General features: G+C 56.8%; 16 protein-coding genes and 1 riboswitch. Of the genes, 3 read left to right on the top strand and 13 right to left on the bottom strand.

Annotated elements, in window-relative coordinates; translation table 11 throughout:
* Position 1 precedes the first annotated feature (1 nt).
* On the top strand, positions 2-1,360 hold the full coding sequence (locus ATO67_RS08395; protein ID WP_067646790.1) for a sigma-54-dependent transcriptional regulator: 1,359 nt from the start codon (positions 2-4) through the stop codon (positions 1,358-1,360).
* A gap of 55 nt (positions 1,361-1,415) precedes the next feature.
* Here the strand turns inward: ATO67_RS08395 and ATO67_RS08390 are convergent, their stop codons facing one another.
* The 6 genes from ATO67_RS08390 to ATO67_RS08365 all read right to left on the bottom strand — a co-directional run bounded on the left by ATO67_RS08390 (position 1,416) and on the right by ATO67_RS08365 (position 6,986).
* Entirely contained in the window at positions 1,416-1,898 is a 483-nt protein-coding gene (locus ATO67_RS08390) for a BA14K family protein (RefSeq protein WP_067646787.1), read from the bottom strand.
* 120 nt (positions 1,899-2,018) lie between these two features.
* On the bottom strand, positions 2,019-2,765 hold the full coding sequence (locus ATO67_RS08385) for an aspartate/glutamate racemase family protein (protein ID WP_067646784.1): 747 nt from the start codon (positions 2,763-2,765) through the stop codon (positions 2,019-2,021).
* A gap of 10 nt (positions 2,766-2,775) precedes the next feature.
* Positions 2,776-3,594, bottom strand: coding sequence for an ABC transporter permease (locus tag ATO67_RS08380; protein WP_067646781.1), 819 nt, complete (start codon positions 3,592-3,594; stop codon positions 2,776-2,778).
* A 1-nt stretch (position 3,595) separates the two neighbouring features.
* A complete protein-coding gene (locus ATO67_RS08375) occupies positions 3,596-4,507 on the bottom strand; it encodes an ABC transporter permease (RefSeq protein WP_067646776.1) in 912 nt (303 codons plus the stop codon).
* 74 nt (positions 4,508-4,581) lie between these two features.
* On the bottom strand, positions 4,582-5,871 hold the full coding sequence (locus tag ATO67_RS08370) for an ABC transporter substrate-binding protein (protein ID WP_067646773.1): 1,290 nt from the start codon (positions 5,869-5,871) through the stop codon (positions 4,582-4,584).
* A gap of 29 nt (positions 5,872-5,900) precedes the next feature.
* Positions 5,901-6,986 carry an ABC transporter ATP-binding protein gene (locus tag ATO67_RS08365; RefSeq protein WP_067646770.1) on the bottom strand — a complete coding sequence of 362 codons (1,086 nt, stop codon included), beginning with the start codon at positions 6,984-6,986 and terminating at the stop codon, positions 5,901-5,903.
* 262 nt (positions 6,987-7,248) lie between these two features.
* Here ATO67_RS08365 and ATO67_RS08360 point away from each other — a divergent pair, with 262 nt between their 5' ends.
* The gene (locus ATO67_RS08360) at positions 7,249-7,959 is read left to right on the top strand and encodes a GntR family transcriptional regulator (protein ID WP_067646767.1); all 711 of its coding nucleotides are present in this window, start codon (positions 7,249-7,251) and stop codon (positions 7,957-7,959) included.
* A 6-nt stretch (positions 7,960-7,965) separates the two neighbouring features.
* On the opposite strand, the gene ATO67_RS08355 is transcribed toward ATO67_RS08360, so the two are convergent.
* Together ATO67_RS08355 and alr are read right to left on the bottom strand one after the other, a co-directional pair.
* The gene (locus ATO67_RS08355) at positions 7,966-9,222 is read right to left on the bottom strand and encodes a D-amino acid dehydrogenase (RefSeq protein ID WP_067647311.1); all 1,257 of its coding nucleotides are present in this window, start codon (positions 9,220-9,222) and stop codon (positions 7,966-7,968) included.
* 7 nt (positions 9,223-9,229) lie between these two features.
* Positions 9,230-10,384, bottom strand: a complete 1,155-nt coding sequence (gene alr / locus ATO67_RS08350) for an alanine racemase (RefSeq protein WP_067647308.1) — start codon at positions 10,382-10,384, stop codon at positions 9,230-9,232.
* 127 nt (positions 10,385-10,511) lie between these two features.
* Between alr and ATO67_RS08345 the strand changes: the two genes are divergently transcribed.
* Positions 10,512-10,973 (top strand): Lrp/AsnC family transcriptional regulator, encoded by a 462-nt coding sequence (locus ATO67_RS08345; RefSeq protein WP_067646764.1) that lies wholly within the window; start codon positions 10,512-10,514, stop codon positions 10,971-10,973.
* A gap of 3 nt (positions 10,974-10,976) precedes the next feature.
* Here ATO67_RS08345 and thiD read toward each other — a convergent pair whose 3' ends face one another.
* From thiD to telA, 5 genes are all read right to left on the bottom strand, one after another.
* Positions 10,977-11,777: a bifunctional hydroxymethylpyrimidine kinase/phosphomethylpyrimidine kinase gene (thiD, locus tag ATO67_RS08340; RefSeq protein ID WP_067646759.1), complete on the bottom strand. Its 801-nt coding sequence runs from the start codon at positions 11,775-11,777 to the stop codon at positions 10,977-10,979.
* Positions 11,774-12,430: a thiamine phosphate synthase gene (gene thiE / locus ATO67_RS08335; protein ID WP_067646756.1), complete on the bottom strand. Its 657-nt coding sequence runs from the start codon at positions 12,428-12,430 to the stop codon at positions 11,774-11,776. The genes thiD and thiE overlap by 4 nt, the downstream gene beginning before the upstream one ends.
* On the bottom strand, positions 12,420-13,157 hold the full coding sequence (locus ATO67_RS08330; protein ID WP_067646752.1) for a hydroxyethylthiazole kinase: 738 nt from the start codon (positions 13,155-13,157) through the stop codon (positions 12,420-12,422). The genes thiE and ATO67_RS08330 overlap by 11 nt, the downstream gene beginning before the upstream one ends.
* 63 nt (positions 13,158-13,220) lie before the next feature.
* Positions 13,221-13,324: riboswitch (TPP riboswitch) on the bottom strand.
* 81 nt (positions 13,325-13,405) lie between these two features.
* The gene (iolG, locus tag ATO67_RS08325) at positions 13,406-14,398 is read right to left on the bottom strand and encodes an inositol 2-dehydrogenase (protein WP_067647305.1); all 993 of its coding nucleotides are present in this window, start codon (positions 14,396-14,398) and stop codon (positions 13,406-13,408) included.
* Positions 14,399-14,610: 212 nt separating this feature from the next.
* Positions 14,611-15,951 (bottom strand): telomere resolvase TelA, encoded by a 1,341-nt coding sequence (gene telA, locus ATO67_RS08320; protein WP_067646749.1) that lies wholly within the window; start codon positions 15,949-15,951, stop codon positions 14,611-14,613.
* Between the last annotated feature and the right edge of the window lie 16 nt (positions 15,952-15,967).

The raw sequence follows: 15,967 nt of genomic DNA, 5'->3' as shown, positions 1-15,967 counted from the left end.
CATGACGATGATCGGTACTGTCTATCTGGTCGATGACGATTCCCAACTGCGCAAGGCCATGCGCCAGACGCTGGAGCTGGAAGGCATGACCGTCATGCCGTTTCCGAGGGCGGAACAGGCTCTGGAAGCGCTCTCGACGGACTTCGATGGTATTGTCATCACCGATGTGCGTATGCCTGGCATGGACGGTCTGCAGTTTTTCGAGCGCGTGCGTGAGATAGATGCCGACCTTCCTGTCATCCTTATTACCGGGCACGGTGATGTGCCTATGGCGGTGGCCGCGCTGCACAACGGAGCCTATGATTTCATTTCAAAGCCGTTTCCCGCAGAACGAATGGTGGAAAGCGCACGCCGCGCACTCGAAAAACGTCATCTCGTCATGGAAAACCGAGCCTTGAAACGGGTGGCCCTGCAGGCGGAAGACGATCTTCCCCTCATCGGCCAGACACCCGCCATGGAGCGGCTGCGCAACACGCTGCGCCACATTGCCGATACGGATGTGGACGTGCTTGTGGCCGGTGAAACCGGCAGCGGCAAGGAGGTCGTTGCGACGGCCCTTCATCGCTGGAGCAAACGGCGCGCGCAGGGAAATTTCGTTGCTCTGAATTGCGGTGCTTTGCCCGAGACGGTGATCGAAAGCGAGTTGTTCGGCCACGAGGCTGGCGCATTCACCGGTGCGCAGAAAAAACGGGTTGGCCGTATCGAACACTCCAGTGCCGGCACACTGTTTCTGGATGAAATCGAAAGCATGCCACCTGCAGTGCAGGTCCGTATGTTACGAGTTCTGGAAATGCGCAAGGTTTCCCCCGTTGGCTCCAACGAAGAACGCGCCGTCGATATTCGTGTGGTGGCCGCAGCAAAGGTCGATCTGGGAGACCCGCTGCTGCGGGGAGATTTCCGTGACGATCTCTATTACCGTCTCAATGTCGTAACCTTGTCCATTCCGCCACTGCGAGAGCGGAAAGCAGATATTCCGCTGCTTTTTTCACACTTTGTCAAAAAAGCATCGACGCGTTTCGGTATGCCGGTGCCGAGCATCACCTCCACAGTGTCGCGTTATCTCAATGATCACGACTGGCCGGGAAATGTCCGCGAGCTTGGCCATTTTGCAGAACGCATTGTTCTGGGTCTGGAGGGTGCGGCAACAGACAAGCCATCCGCCGATGCCCGCGTTACGTCAGGAACACTTTCCGAAAGAATGGATCGGGAGGAGGCTCAGATCATTCGTGAAACGCTGGAGAAGTTCGACGGTGATGTCGCCGGGACCATTGGCGCGCTGGGTATTGCCCGCAAGACGTTCTACGACAAGCTTCAGCGGCACAATATCAGCCGGACGGACTATGTCCAAAAGGCATCATAGGGTCCCGAAGCCTCACCCCTGTCACAGAAACAGGAGTGAGGGGAGGTGGGATAGATCAGCCCGCGACGCAGAAATGGTTCTGTCCATCGTAACCCATGTAGGTTCCGGTCCGGGAATTGAAGCTGCCATAACGCTGCGAGCAGTAGTCATACCAAGCCGATGTCCATGGCTCGATCGTGCGGTAGGTCGGGCGAGGCTGATAGGCAGGTCTTGAGTTGTAAACAGGCTGCGCGCGGTAAACCGGGCGGGGTGCCTGGCGATAATAGTAGTTATCGTCGGGCTCGTTATAGGTATAGCGCGGCTGGTACGTCTGGTAGTGACGAACGGGCGGTTCGTCATAAACCCGCTCATCCGAATAACGTGGTTGAGCGAGGGCGGAACCGACCGCTACACCGGCTGCAAGACCAAGCACGCCGCCAAGCAGCGCGTCATCGCGGTTGTGGCGACGCCAGTCATCGGCGGACGCCGAGTTCAAGGGAACGATGACAGCTGCAGAGACTGCAAGAGCCAGAAGAGTTTTTGCTGCAAACGAGGCCATTTTCGTTTTCCATCCAAAGGGCAAATGAACTGCCAGTTGTTATTCAATGGTTAAGAATTAATGGCCTTCGGCTGAACCGGTGCTGAACGAATTGTGGCGATGCAAGGTGACGTCGTCGCGCTAGATGTTCAACATCGCCGCCGGTGCAAAACCATCGAGCATGCCGAGATACGGCTTGTCGACAGGGGCAGCGTATGCTCCCCGCTTTGCGGTTTTCAGGCCAAGCGTGATCAGTCCCTCGGCATGTTTGACCGCAGCCGTCACGCCATCGACGACAGGCACGCCGAATTCGGCAGAGAGTTTAGCCGCAAGGTCGGCCATACCAGCACAGCCCAGCACGATTGCCTCTGCACGATCCTCGCGGATGGCGGCGGCGATTTCTGAACGCAGCCGCTCTAGCGCGTTGGAGCTGGGGTCTTCCAGCGACAGCACCGAAATGTCGGCGGCACGAACCTTGGCGCGGGCGCTCATGCCGTAGCGGTGGACCAGATGTTCGATGGGCAGACGTGACCGCTCCATGGTGGTGACGACGGTGAAGCGCTGCGCGATGAAAGCTGTCGTTGCCACGGCTGCTTCGCAGATGCCTATGACCGGAATATTGGCGAGCGCGCGGGCGGCGTCCAGTCCGGTGTCGTCGAAGCAGGCAATGATGGCGGCTTGTGCGCCCGCCTTCTCGCCCTTGGCAATTTCCGCCAGCATGCCGGGAATGGCGAACACCTCGTCATAATATCCTTCGATGGAGACAGGCCCCATCAGCGATGTGACGGCTGTGATTTCCGTGCCCTCGGCGGCCACGCCTTTTGCGGCAGCGGCAATGGTTGCGGTCATGGAGGAGGTGGTATTGGGATTGACGATGAGAATGCGCATGATGTGTCGTTCAGGCCTTCAACTGGCGTCGGTTCAGATAGACGATGAAACCGAGGGTCCCCGCAATCACCAGAAACGAAAAGAGGGTTGTTACGGCCCCCAATGCGTAGAGCACCGGCGTCGTGACGTTGGTGGTCATACCGTAGATTTCCAGTGGCAGCGTGTTGTAAGTGCCTGACGTCATGAGTGTGCGGGCGAATTCGTCATAGGAGAGAGTAAAGCCGAAGAGGCCAATGCCGATCAGGCTTGGCGCAATCATCGGCAGAACGACCTCGCGAAATGTCTGCCAGGACGTCGCGCCCAGATCACGCGCGGCTTCTTCATAGGATGGCGAAAAGCGGTTGAAGACGGCCAGCATGATCAGAACGCCGAAAGGCAACGTCCATGTCATATGCGCGCCAAAAGCGGACGTGTACCAGGCCGGCTCCAGACCGAGTTGCTGGAAGAGAACGCCGATGCCAAGCGAAATGATGATGGAGGGTACGACGAGGCTGGCAACCGAAAGATAAAACAGCGGCGTCGCACCGACGAATTTGCGACGAAACGCCAGGCCCGCCAGAAGTGACACCAGCACCGTGGCACTCATGACCATGATGCCAAGAGCGAGCGAGCGGCGGAAAGAGCCGCCGAAATCACCCACAGCCTGTTGCTGGAAGAGATTGCCGAACCAGTGAACCGAGAGTCCGTTCAGCGGAAACGTCAAACCGCCATTGGGGCCTTGAAAAGCAAGGATCAGGATGGCTGACAATGGGCCATAGAGAAACAGCACGAAGAGAGCGAAGAAGAAGCAGAGAACATAAAACTCGCGACCGCGTTTTTCAGAATGCATGTCAAAGCTCCTTCCTAATATCGACAACACGCAGGATGCCAGCCACCATCAACAGGACGAGCGCCAGCAGGATGACGGCGTTAGCTGCGGCCGCGGGATATTGCAGCAGTGACATCTGATTTTTCATCATCAGCGCCACGGATGCGCTCTGGCCGCCTGACATGACCTGGACCGTCGAGAAATCCGCCATAACCAGTGTCACGACGAAAATCGTGCCGATGGCAATGCCGGGTTTGGCAAGGGGAATGATAACATTCCAGAGGATTTGCCAACTCGTGGCACCAGCGTCACGGGCAGCTTCCACCAATGATTTATCTATGCGCATCAGCGTGTTGAAAATCGGCGTGACCATGAACAGCGTATAGAGGTGCACCATGGCAAGCACGACCGCGAAATCCGAATAGAGCAACCATTCGATCGGGGCGGGCACTATACCCATATTGACGAGGGCGCCGTTGACGAGCCCGTTGCGTCCCAAGACCGGTATCCACGAGATCATGCGAATAATGTTCGACGTTAGAAACGGCACGGTGCAGATCAGAAACAGAACCATCTGCATGGTCGTGGTGCGAATATGGAAAGCGAGAAAATAGGCGACCCAGAAGCCGCAAAACAGCGTGATTGCCCAGACGATGGCCGCAAATTTCAGCGTGTTGAGATAGGTCTGCCAGGTGACCCAGGAGCCCAGCGTCTCACCATAGTTGAAGGTGACGAAACCTGGATACATCTGGGCAAAGTCGTAATCCCAGAAACTGACGATGGCGATCATCAGGATCGGCAATGCGAGGAAGAATCCGAGAATAAGGGCGAGCGGCGCAGCCTGAACGTAGGCGACGAGCTTCGGTGGAAGTGAAAAGCTGCGGCTCTTCTTCTCCGTCTTGTCGCTGACGCCGATCAATCTGACTGTTACCACGGCCTGTCTCCTCGTTTCCCGTTGAGGGAATGCGCGGAGGACTATCCGCGCATTCATTTTTCGTCTTGGCCTGATCAGGCGGCGATGAACTCGTTCCAGCGGCGAACCATGTAGCGGTCTTCGTCCATGACGGAGTTCCAGCAGGCGACCTTGCCCATGCGCTCCTGGAAAGAGCCACCGTCGCGCACTGCGCCTGCCTTTTCCATGATCTTGCCGTCTGGCGCGATGATATCGCCCTGTGCGGCCTTGCCTTCGACCCAGTAACCCCACTCGTCAGCCGACATGTGTTCCTTGGCTGTGTCCATGGCTGCGGAATAATAACCCTGGCGGTTGAGGTAAGCGCCGACCCAGCCGGATGTGTACCAGTTGAGGTATTCATAGGCGGCGTCCAGCTTTGCGCCGGTGAGGTGCTTGGCAAGACCAAGACCGCCGCCCCATGAGCGGTAGCCTTCCTTCAATGGCTGGTATTTGCAGGCGATGCCCTTGGAACGCACGGCGGCAACAGCAGGCGACCACATGGACTGGATGACGACTTCGCCAGATGCCATGAGGTTGACGCTTTCATCGAAGCTTTTCCAGAAAGCGCGGAACTGGCCGTCCTTCTTGGCTTTGATAAGGAACTCGATCGTTTTGTCGATCTCTTCCTTGGTCATATTGCCCTTGTCGGCATATTTCAGATTACCCATGGCTTCCATGATCATGGCGGCGTCCATGATGCCGATGGATGGAATGTTGAGAATCGAGGCTTTGCCCTTGAACGCGGGGTCCATGATATCGGCCCAGCTGGTGATCTCGCGACCGACGAGGTCGGGACGAATACCGAGTGTGTCGGCATTATAGATCGTCGGAACCATCGTGAAATATTCGGTTTCACCCTTGGCGAATTTCTTGTCGCCCGGCTTTTCTACATAGCCTACGGTGTGCGGCGCGGTGCCCTGCGCGATGACGCTGTCTGGCGTCAGCTTGCCGTTTTTGAACAGCGGCACGATTTTGTCGTAATATTTCAGCTTCTTGATTTCCATCGGCTGGATGACGCCCGATGGATAGACCTTCTTCAAGATCCAGTATTCGATATCGGCGATATCGTAGGAGTTCGGCTGAGTCACGGCGCGCTGTGCTGCTGCATCCGAATCCGTTGCTGTCATCTCGAGCGTGATGCCGAGGTCTGCCTTGCACTTTTCAGCAATGGCGTTGAGGTTCGACACGCCCGTGCCGAACTGGCGGATCGTGATCGGGTTCTGCGCCCATATGGTCGGGAAGCCGGTAATCAGGCCAGAGCCTATGGCGGCACCGGTTGCTGCAGCACCGGCCTTCAGAAGACCGCGGCGGGACAAGCCTTTTTTGGTGTTGGATGTATTGGTCATGACACATTCTCCTCTGGTTATTTTTGTGATTATTTCTCGACTCGGCCGAGCACGATGGCATCTGCCGGGTTCCAGGAAAGGGCTATGGCATCCCCTACCTTGATTGGTTTTTCGAAAAAGGCGACGTCGCTCAGGACGACGTTGAAGTCTTCGATACCGGCACCCGTGACGACGACTTTGACGCTTGCGCCGTGGTACTCGACATTGGAAACAATGCCGGTGAAGCCGTAACCCGGCACGTCCTGCGAACCGATACGGACGCGATCGGTTCTAACGGCAATGTCCACCTGGCCATCTTCGGGCGGCTGTCCGGCGGCACTGAAGGAGGCCCCACCGACGACGTCCATCGTCACCAACTCGCCGTTCTTTTCCCTGACACGGCCTGAAATGACATTGTGGTTACCCATGAAGCGCGCCACGAAACTGGTGGCGGGACGCTCGAAAACCTCACGCGGGGTAGCGGCCTGCTCGATGCGGCCGTCATTCATGATGACGATAACATCAGCCAGTGCCATGGCCTCTTCCTGACTGTGCGTGACATGGACGAAAGTGATGCCCAGCGCTGTTTGCAGCTTCTTCAGCTCCGCACGCATGCGGATTTTCAAAAACGGGTCCAGTGCCGAAAGCGGCTCGTCCAGCAGAAGAGCTTCGGGATCGGTAATGAGGGCACGGGCGAGCGCGACACGCTGCTGTTGACCGCCGGAAAGCTGGGCAGGGCGACGGTTGGCATAGGGCTCCAACTGCATCAATTGCAGCATTTCCATAGCCTTTGCGCGCCGCGCCTCCTTGCCCACACCCTTCATTTTCAAGCTGAAGGCAACATTGTCGACAAGATCGAGATGCGGGAAAAGTGCGTAAGACTGAAACATCATCGCCGTGCCGCGCTTGGCGGGTGGAAAATCGGTGACGACAGTGTTTCCGAGGCGAACGTCGCCGCTTGAAATGCTCTCGTGTCCTGCGATCATCCGCAGGGTCGATGTCTTGCCGCAGCCGGATGGACCCAACAGGCAACAATAACTGCCCGCCGGTATCTTCAGGCTGATCGCGTGGACAGCGGTCGTGGTGCCGTAGACTTTCGACACGGACGCAATATCGATTTCGGCGGCTTTGCTCATGCATGTTCCCCTTCTCGTCAGAAAGTGCTCTGCATAAGCCGTGCCAGTTCAGGTGCGTTACTGGTAAGAGATTGAAATAAAATAATATTTTTATTTTCGGTTTGGGACGGGATATGCCGCCCTCGCAGAAATGCCCAAAAAACATGCGATTGTTCGCGATGATGCATAAGGATTGTATTCAATCCGCGGAGAAAATGAGAACCTTTTCTGTTTCCACTTTTCTCACATCGGAGTAAAAGAATAAGGAAGCGCGGATACCGACATGAACATTGCCAATATCAGTCCAGACACCGACACAAGCCAGGAAGATCGAGCTCAGGCCATTCGTGACACGTTGCGCGACGCCATCGTGGACAGGCGTCTGGCGCCGGGCACGAAGCTTTCAGAGGCGGAGGTCGGTACGTTGTTCGAGGTTAGCCGCACCGTCGTACGGGCTTCGTTGCAGATGCTGGCTTTTGAGGGATTGGTAAAGACGGAGCGAAACCGCGGTGCTTTCGTTTCCAACCCGACGCCGGACGAGGCGCGGCAAGTGTTTTCGTCCCGCAGACTGATCGAGCCTGGCATTGTTCACGCCGCGATAGAGCGTCTGACGCCGGAGGCCATTGCGGAGATGCGGGCGCATCTGACCGAAGAAACGCGCTATCAACACGAGCGAGGGCCCAGCGCGCGCCGGTCCGAAATCAAGGCATCCGGTGATTTTCACCTGATGCTGGCAGCTGTTGCCGGTAACGCCATTCTTGAAAAATTCATGGCCGAGCTCGTGGCCCGCTCATCGCTGGTTATCGCGCTTTACGGACGCTCAGGCATATCGAGTTGCGGCCATGGTGACCACGCGGCCATTCTCGATGCGCTGGAAGCAGGTGACGCCGACAAGGCGAAACACCTGATGCTGCATCATATAGACCACATCGAGGCCGATCTCGACCTGCGCAACAAAGAGGGACTGGCCCTCAAGGATGCGCTGTCACTTTAAGGAATATCACGCCGAATAGCGGCTGATGGCGAGGTCTGCGACTTCGATTTCCGGCTTCTTTCCGCTGATGATATCGGAGAGAACCTGGGCCGACCCGCAGGCCATGGTCCATCCCAGCGTGCCATGCCCCGTATTGAGGTAGAGGTTGCTATAGCGGGTGGCGCCGATAACGGGCGTGCCATCCGGTGTCATTGGCCGCAAACCACTCCAGAATTTCGCCTGAGACTGATCTCCAGCGCCGCCAAACAAATCCTCCACGGAATGGGTCAATGTGGCCTGACGTTTGGCCGGCAGATCCTTGCTGTAACCCGCAATCTCAGCCATACCGCCCACCCGGATGCGGTCGCCCAGACGGGTCATGGCGATTTTGTGGGCTTCATCCATGACCGTGGATATCGGCGCGCGTGCGGCGTCCACGATTGGAACGGTGATCGAGTAGCCTTTGACCGGATAGACCGGCAGATCGATGTCGAGATGCTTGAGGAGTTGCGGCGTATAGCTTCCCAGCGCGCCGACGAAGACACCGGCTTCCACAATCCCCTTTGTCGTTTCGATGGCTTTGACGCGGTTGCCTTCGGTAATCGGTCGCATGATGCCGGTATCATAAATGAACTTGACGCCAGCCTCTTCGGCCAACTTTGCAAGTTCGGTGGTGAACATGAAACAATCACCGGTTTCGTCACCGGGCAAACGAAGTCCACCGACGATCTTTTCGCGTGATGTGGAAAGACCCGGCTCCGCTGCCACACAGCCATCGCGATCCAAGATCTCATAGGGCACGCCGCCAGCCTTCAAGACCGCAACATCCTTGCCGATGCCATCGAACTGCTTCTGGGTGCGGAAAACCTCGAGTGTTCCCTGCGTGCGCTGGTCGTATTGAATGTTTGTTTGCTGCCGCAAGGCCATCAGGCAATCGCGGCTATATTCCGCCACCCGCACCATGCGGCTTTTGTTGATGGCGTAACGCTGCGACGTGCAGTTGCGTAGCATCTGGCCAATCCAGCGCAAGGCGGCGGGGTCCAGTGTCGGGCGAATGATGAGCGGAGAATGCTCCATGAACAGCCATTTGACGGCTTTCATGGGAATGCCCGGTGCTGCCCAGGGAGACGAGTAACCGGGCGAAACCTCGCCCGCATTGGCAAAGCTGGTTTCGAGTGCTGCTGCTGGCTGGCGGTCTATGACGGTGACCGAGTGACCGGCTTTTGCGAGATACCAGGCGGACGTGACGCCGACGACACCGGCTCCGAGAATCGTGATGTTCATGTTCATCTCACTTGTCTGCGTTCGTTGCGGCAGCCTGTTGCGGCTGAAGATATGTGCGGCGATAACGGTGGCCAAGGCCCGTTAGAATTTCGTAGGCAATCGTACCCGCGTCCTCGGCAATGTCTTCCAGCGACTGGTCAGGCCCTATGATCTGAACGAGGCTGCCATGGGTCAAGGTTCCGTCCGGCAGCGCGGTAATGTCGATGCTGATACTATCCATGGAGACGCGGCCTGCAATAGGCAGGCGCACGCCATTGAAATAGGCAGAGCCCCGGCTGCTGAGCGACCGTGGAAGGCCATCCGCATAACCCGCCGCAATAGTGGCAAGTCGTGTTTCACCTGATGTACGCAAAGTACCGCCATAACCGACCAGAGTGTCGGCGGGCACGGTGCGAGTCTGCACCACCGCCACATCCAGCCGCACGACTGGCTTCATCGGATTGGGCTTAAGCGTGGAAGGCGCGCCGCCATAAAGCGCGATGCCGGGGCGCATGACGGCATTGTGGTAATCGGCGCCGAGGAAAATGCCGCCGGAATTGGCGAAACACACCGGGGCATTTGGAAACATCTGTGCCGCCTTCCGCATGACCGTCAATTGCGCGCCATTGGCGATGTGCTCCGGTTCATCGGCGCAGGCCAGATGGCTCATCACGAATGTCACCGCGATGCCATCCAGCAATTCGGGCGAGGTTTTCAGGGTCTCGACTTCGGACGGCGCCATGCCCAGCCGGGACATGCCGGTATCGATCTGAAGAGCTGCTGGTAACGTCTTGCCCAATATTTTTGCGTGGGCCGTCCATTGTGCCATTTGCTCTAACGAATTGATGACAGGTGTCAGCGACATCGCGGCGCAGGATGTTTCGTTGTCGGGCTGTAACCCGTTCAGAACGAAGATATCGGCGTCGCCTGCCAGGCGAAGGCGAAGTGCGATGCCCTCATCAATATGGGCAACGAAGAAATGGCGGCAACCGGCATCATAAAGCACGGGCGCGACGATATCGGCACCAAGGCCATAGGCATTGGCCTTGACCACGGCACTGGTGACAGCGTTCGGGGCCATCGCCTTCAACATCAGGAAATTGTCGCGAAGGGCACCCAAATCTATGGTTAGATAACCGCTGGCACCGCCACTCGCTTTTTGGCGACTGATCGTCATGTCCATCATCGTTCCCTTGTTATTTTTCAAACAAGACTATTGCAACGATCATCGAATTTTCGCAGTTTGATGCGTGGATAATTCGAAGATCGCAAATTTATTGCAATTTTCTACGGCAGATGGAAATGATTCTATGTCATCTTTAGACGCGACTGACCGCCACATCATCAGGGCGTTACGCCTCAATGCCCGCATCAGCAACGCGAAGCTCGCAGCGGAGGTTGGCTTGTCGCCATCTGCGTGCTTGCGACGGGTCGATATTCTGGAGCGGGAAGGTGTCATTCGCGGCTACACGGCGCTGACGGGAAGTGCCGCTGGCGGCGACGTTATTTCCGTGATCATCCAGATTACACTTGATCGCCAGACGGAAGATTTTCTCAACCGTTTCGAAAGCGCGGTGCGGAGGTATCCGGAAATTCGCGAATGCTATCTGATGACTGGCGGCTCCGACTACTTTCTGCGTGTCGAGCTGGAAAGCGCTGGCGATTTCGAGCGGGTACACAAGGATATCCTCTCAAAGCTCCCCGGCGTTTCGCGCATTCACTCCAGCTTTGCCATCCGCAACGCGCTGGCAAGTCCGAAACCGAGAGGCTGATGGTCAGGCGTTCCACCAGCGGTAAAAATGGTGAACAGGCCCATGGCCGTGGCCGACATGCAATTCTCGCCCTGCGGCTAGTGCGCCCTGCAGATAATCCTTTGCCAGTCCTATCGCATCCACCATGGGATATCCGAGCGCCAGATTTGCGGTGATGGCAGCCGCCAAGGTGCAGCCGGTGCCATGGTCGTTGCGGGTTTCGATGCGGGGCATGGAAAATTCGTGCAGCCCATCCCTATCCAGCAAAAGATCGACACTTTCCGACCCGCCACTATGCCCCCCTTTAATGAGTACTGCCTGAACGCCAGTCTTGAGGATCGCTTCCGCCTGACGCACAACGTCTTGGGGCTTTGTCGCTATGGGGTGGCCACTGAGAAGCGCTGCTTCCGGCAGATTCGGGGTCGCCAGCATGGCCAAAGGCAGCAAAGCGGTGCGTAGGGTTTCGATGGCTTCTTCCTGCAGCAGGCGGTCGCCGGATGTCGCGACCATAACCGGGTCCAGCACCACAGGTTTGTTCGTGATGCGAAGATGTTCGGCAATCGTCTCGATGGTTTCGATGCGCGAAACCATGCCAATCTTGACGGCGCCGATGGCGAGATCAGGAAAAACGGCCTCCATCTGTGCGGCAATCATTGCTATGGAAATATCCTCGACGGCCGACACGCCACGGGTGTTCTGGGCTGTGATGGCGGTGATGACGCTGGCGCCATAAACGCCGAGTGCCGAAAATGTCTTCAGGTCGGCTTGAATGCCTGCGCCGCCTCCGCTGTCGGAACCGGCAATCGTCAGAGCGATGGACGTCATTCGTGCACTCCCAGAGCGACGTTTACCTGACGGCGGAAATTGCCGGTTGCGGCAGCAATATCTATAGCACGAAATAGGCTCGAAATAACCGCGACGCCATCTGCGCCAGCGTCGACCAACGGGGCAACCCTATCGAGGGTAATGCCTGCGATAGCACCGACCGGCATTTCAGGGCGGGCGTGTCTGAGGTAGCTGCGCAATTCCCGAAATCCATCCAGCCCCACCGGCGCGTCGGGGTTTACTTTGGAAACCGTCTCGAAAACACCACCGATGCAGGCATAGTCTGCCGGTGCTTTAGCCGCACGCTCCGCATCTGCCGTGTTTTTGACGGTGAGGCCAATAATTGCATTTTCGCCCAGCAAGCGCCGCGCCGTCTCGGCATCCATGTCGTCCGCGCCAAGATGGACGCCGTCTGCACCTGAAGCGAGTGCAACATCGACACGGTCATTGATGACAAGCGGAACGCCCGTTGCCTTCAAGGCGTCGACAATGAGTTTCGCCTGCTCGATCATCTGCCGGGTCGAGGCATGCTTGTCCCGGTACTGGATGATCGTCGCGCCGTGGCGTGCTGCGACAGTCGCAAGCTCCTGCAAAGGCGCGATATTGGCCAGCGATGCGTCTACCAGAGCGTTCAGCCTGTAATCAATTTTCATGGTGAGCAATCCTTGCGAGGGAAAGAATGTCGCTGGGCTCTATGGCGTAGAGCGTATCCAGAAATGCTGCCTCGAATGATCCGGGGCCGCGTGCGTGGATCGCCGCCAACTCTGCCGATACACCCGTCACGGTCAGCGCTGCCGCTGCTGCCAGTATAGCGTCGGACTCCACTGCCATGAAGGCGGCAATAATTCCGCCGGACAGGCAGCCGGTGCCGGTAACCTTTGCCATCCATGGATGGCCGTTGCTGATCTTGGCCTTCGTATGGGTGTTCTGAAGCAGGTCTTCTGGTCCTGTCTGGATGCGTAACGCTGTGCCGACATCACCGATGATCGCTATTTCGGCAAGATTGCCGCGCACGATGGTGGGCCGCAACGCAATCAGTTCATGGGCAAAATCCAGCCGCGACGGTGAGTAGTCGCAATGCACGGGATCAACGATCCATGGTTTGCCATGGGCATTGGCAATTTCGACTGCCATCCGAATGACCTTGCGGCGCGCCGCGTCCAGTGTGCCGAGATTGATCGTCAGGGCGTCGACCGTTGAGACGAAGCTTTCGATTTCTTCTTCCGAGGAGGTCATCGAAGGAATACCGCCAATGGCGGTAATGCCATCAGCGGTGAACTTTTGAACGACCGTGTTCATCAGGCAATGAACCCTTGGTCGCCGTTGCCGCAACCGCGCAAGAAGGTCTGCTGCGGTTTGTGCTGTTGGAAAACTCGACATGGGTCATTGAACTCCAGATACAATCACGGAGACCCAGGTTCAGCGCGGAAAAGAAAAGCATGCCGTTGGCGACTGTTCCGTTCCTACGCCGGCATGACCCGGATCAGGTTCAAGGGTCCGGCTCAGCGCCATCTCAGCATCGTTAAGATGCTCCCCTCGGAATGTCTGGAAAGTGTCGTTTTTTGAGTGTGCTGTCAATGACATTCAGGAAGACGCAAGGCTGATAAGCCGCGTCTTCCTGAATGTGATCAGGCGATCTGAACGAGTACTTTTTCGCGTACCGACTTCAGCGCCGCATCCGCCAGCTTCAGCGCAATCAAGCCATCCTGGGCGGAAGGCGAAGGTGCGACGTCATTTTCTATGGCGTCGATGAACGCAGTGATTTCCGCTGCGTATGCTGCCGTATACCGCGTCATAAAGAAGTCGTGCAGCGGTGGGCGGGTGTAGCCATCCTTGGTCGCGACTTCGATGGACACCGGGCGCTGATTTTCTGCGGCAACCGAGCCAAGCGAGCCGTGAACTTCGATACGCTGATCATAACCATAGGTGGCGCGGCGCGAGTTTGAAATGATTGCCTGGCGTCCGCTTTCAGTCGTTAGAATAATGCTGGCGCTATCGTAATCGCCGAGTTCACCGATCTTGGGATCGACCAGAACGGAACCCGTGGCGAAAACGCTGACGATCTCTTCACTCAGCAGATAGCGGGCGATGTCGAAATCGTGGATCGTCATGTCACGGAAGATGCCGCCGGATACCTTAATGTACTCCGGTGGCGGCGCACCCGGATCGCGGCTGGTGATCGTCACCATCTCAACCTTGCCGATTTGACCGTCATCGATGGCCTTGCGAACTGCGCGGAAATGCGGATCGAACCGGCGGTTGAAGCCGAGCATGATCTTCGCACCGGTTTCCTTAACGACATCTATGCAGGACTGCGCGCGTGCGACATCAAGATCGATCGGTTTTTCGCAAAAGATCGCCTTACCTGCGCGCGCGAAACGCTCGATCAGATCGGCGTGGGTATTGGTTGGCGTGCAGATGATGACGGCATCGATATCTGCGTTTTCCAGCACGGCATCAATGGTGCTGATATTGGCGCCTGTTTCATCCGCAATTGCCTGCGCAGCATCGGCAAACGCATCGACAACGGCAACCAGTTTGGCGCGTTTGTCAGATGCAATCGCCTTGGCGTGTACTTTTCCGATGCGCCCGGCGCCCAGCAAAGCCAATCTCGTAACCATCGTTTCCTCCCGATATGGTGGTTCCGGTCCGTAGAACATCGATGCGAACATCGGACCTTTTTGGAATATACGTTCCATCTTGCTAGAGCGCCATTTCACGGCTGTCAAGCCGTGGCGCAAGACGCGGATATTTAGAAACAAGCGCGTTCATTTCGCATCTTTAGCCGCTGTAAATCCTGCCCACCCCTTCGGCTGGCGAGGCATCGAACTCATCACGATGTCTGCGGCATGCCCGGGATGCGGTTCACCTCAACCATTTGGCGGATGGTGCGGTCAGCGACCTTTTCGGCGCGTGCCTTCGATGCCGCTGCATCCTCTGGAAACGTGTAGGTCATATAGGACAGCGACGTTTCGAGGTCGTTGTTGTTGTGGCCGAGGATGGCGGCGAAATAGCTGTTCTTGGTGACGCTGGATGGTGCGAAATTGCGGAAGGCGATTTCCGCATAGAGATGGCGCAGGCCATAGGGCTTCGGTGGTTCTTCCTTCGGCCAGATATCCTCGAATTTGCCGATGACCGCATCACGCAATGGCAAACGCACCTCGGACGTGAAATCGTCCACGCTCAAACCGAACCACAGTTTGCCGTCGCTGCTCTCACGCAGGCGACTGTAGGCGTCCAGCACTATTTTCGACTGCTCCAGAACTGGAATTTCATAGGTCACGCCAAACTTCGTGCCTTCGCCCTGCTTCGTCTTTGCCTGGCCGTTGAACAGCACGCTCCATTTCGAAACGCCCTTGCCATAGGCAGCCGGTGTCAGTTCCGCCTGTGTGAAGATTTCATAGGGGCGTCGCCCCGTGGTGCCCATCAGCCCGATGGCAACCGTCATGATATCCGACGATTGCAGATAGCGGCGACACCGCCTCATGACCTCGGCGTAGTTGTCGAACGTTATCAGCGATCCGTGCTTGTTGGCGATCTTTGCCATCTTGATCTTGCGCGCTTCGTCATAAAGCTGGGGTGTGCCCGCCGCGATACGCAGCATGGGGTGATCGTCGCCGAAGGCCTCGCGCAGAGCATTGCGATATTTGGTGATGTAGGAGATCACGGTGGCTTGCGCCTTGTCTCCCATGGACGCCATCTCGGCATCCCAAAGGGCCTGCATTTCAGGTTTCGTGGCTACACCGTTTGTGGCCGAGATAAAGTCGGAGACCCGCAGCAAAAAGCGCGGTTTGCGCCCAACCATGTTATATCCTGCGCGTTCCAGCTTCTCTTCGATTGAACTGGCAACACCTTTCACAGAATAGTCGGCGGTCTTAATGTAGGTATCCAAACGTTCGCGTAGTTTTTTCATGTTGCAGATGGCAAGCGGCGTCGTCTTTGGACCGAAGGCATCCTTCAGCGCATATCTATATTTTACAATGTAGAGTTCGAGCGTCTTTTCCGTTCGGCCATTGTCAAAATGAAAACGCACTTCCTCATTCCAGAGAGCGCCAATTTTTTTCGTATCGAATGTGCCGTCCGGCTTTCTCGTGGCTTTTATTTTTTCGATGAAGTCCGCGATCCGATCCACCAGAATAGGTGTCTTGGTTTTTCTTTTTTCGGCAACGGACATCGTCAGCTCCAGGGAT

It is taken from the genome of Agrobacterium bohemicum, assembly GCF_001562555.1.
Taxonomy (GTDB): Bacteria; Pseudomonadota; Alphaproteobacteria; order Rhizobiales; family Rhizobiaceae; genus Agrobacterium; species Agrobacterium bohemicum.
Note: the sequence above shows the minus strand (reverse complement) of the source record. Positions and strands in the feature narration are given on the sequence as shown.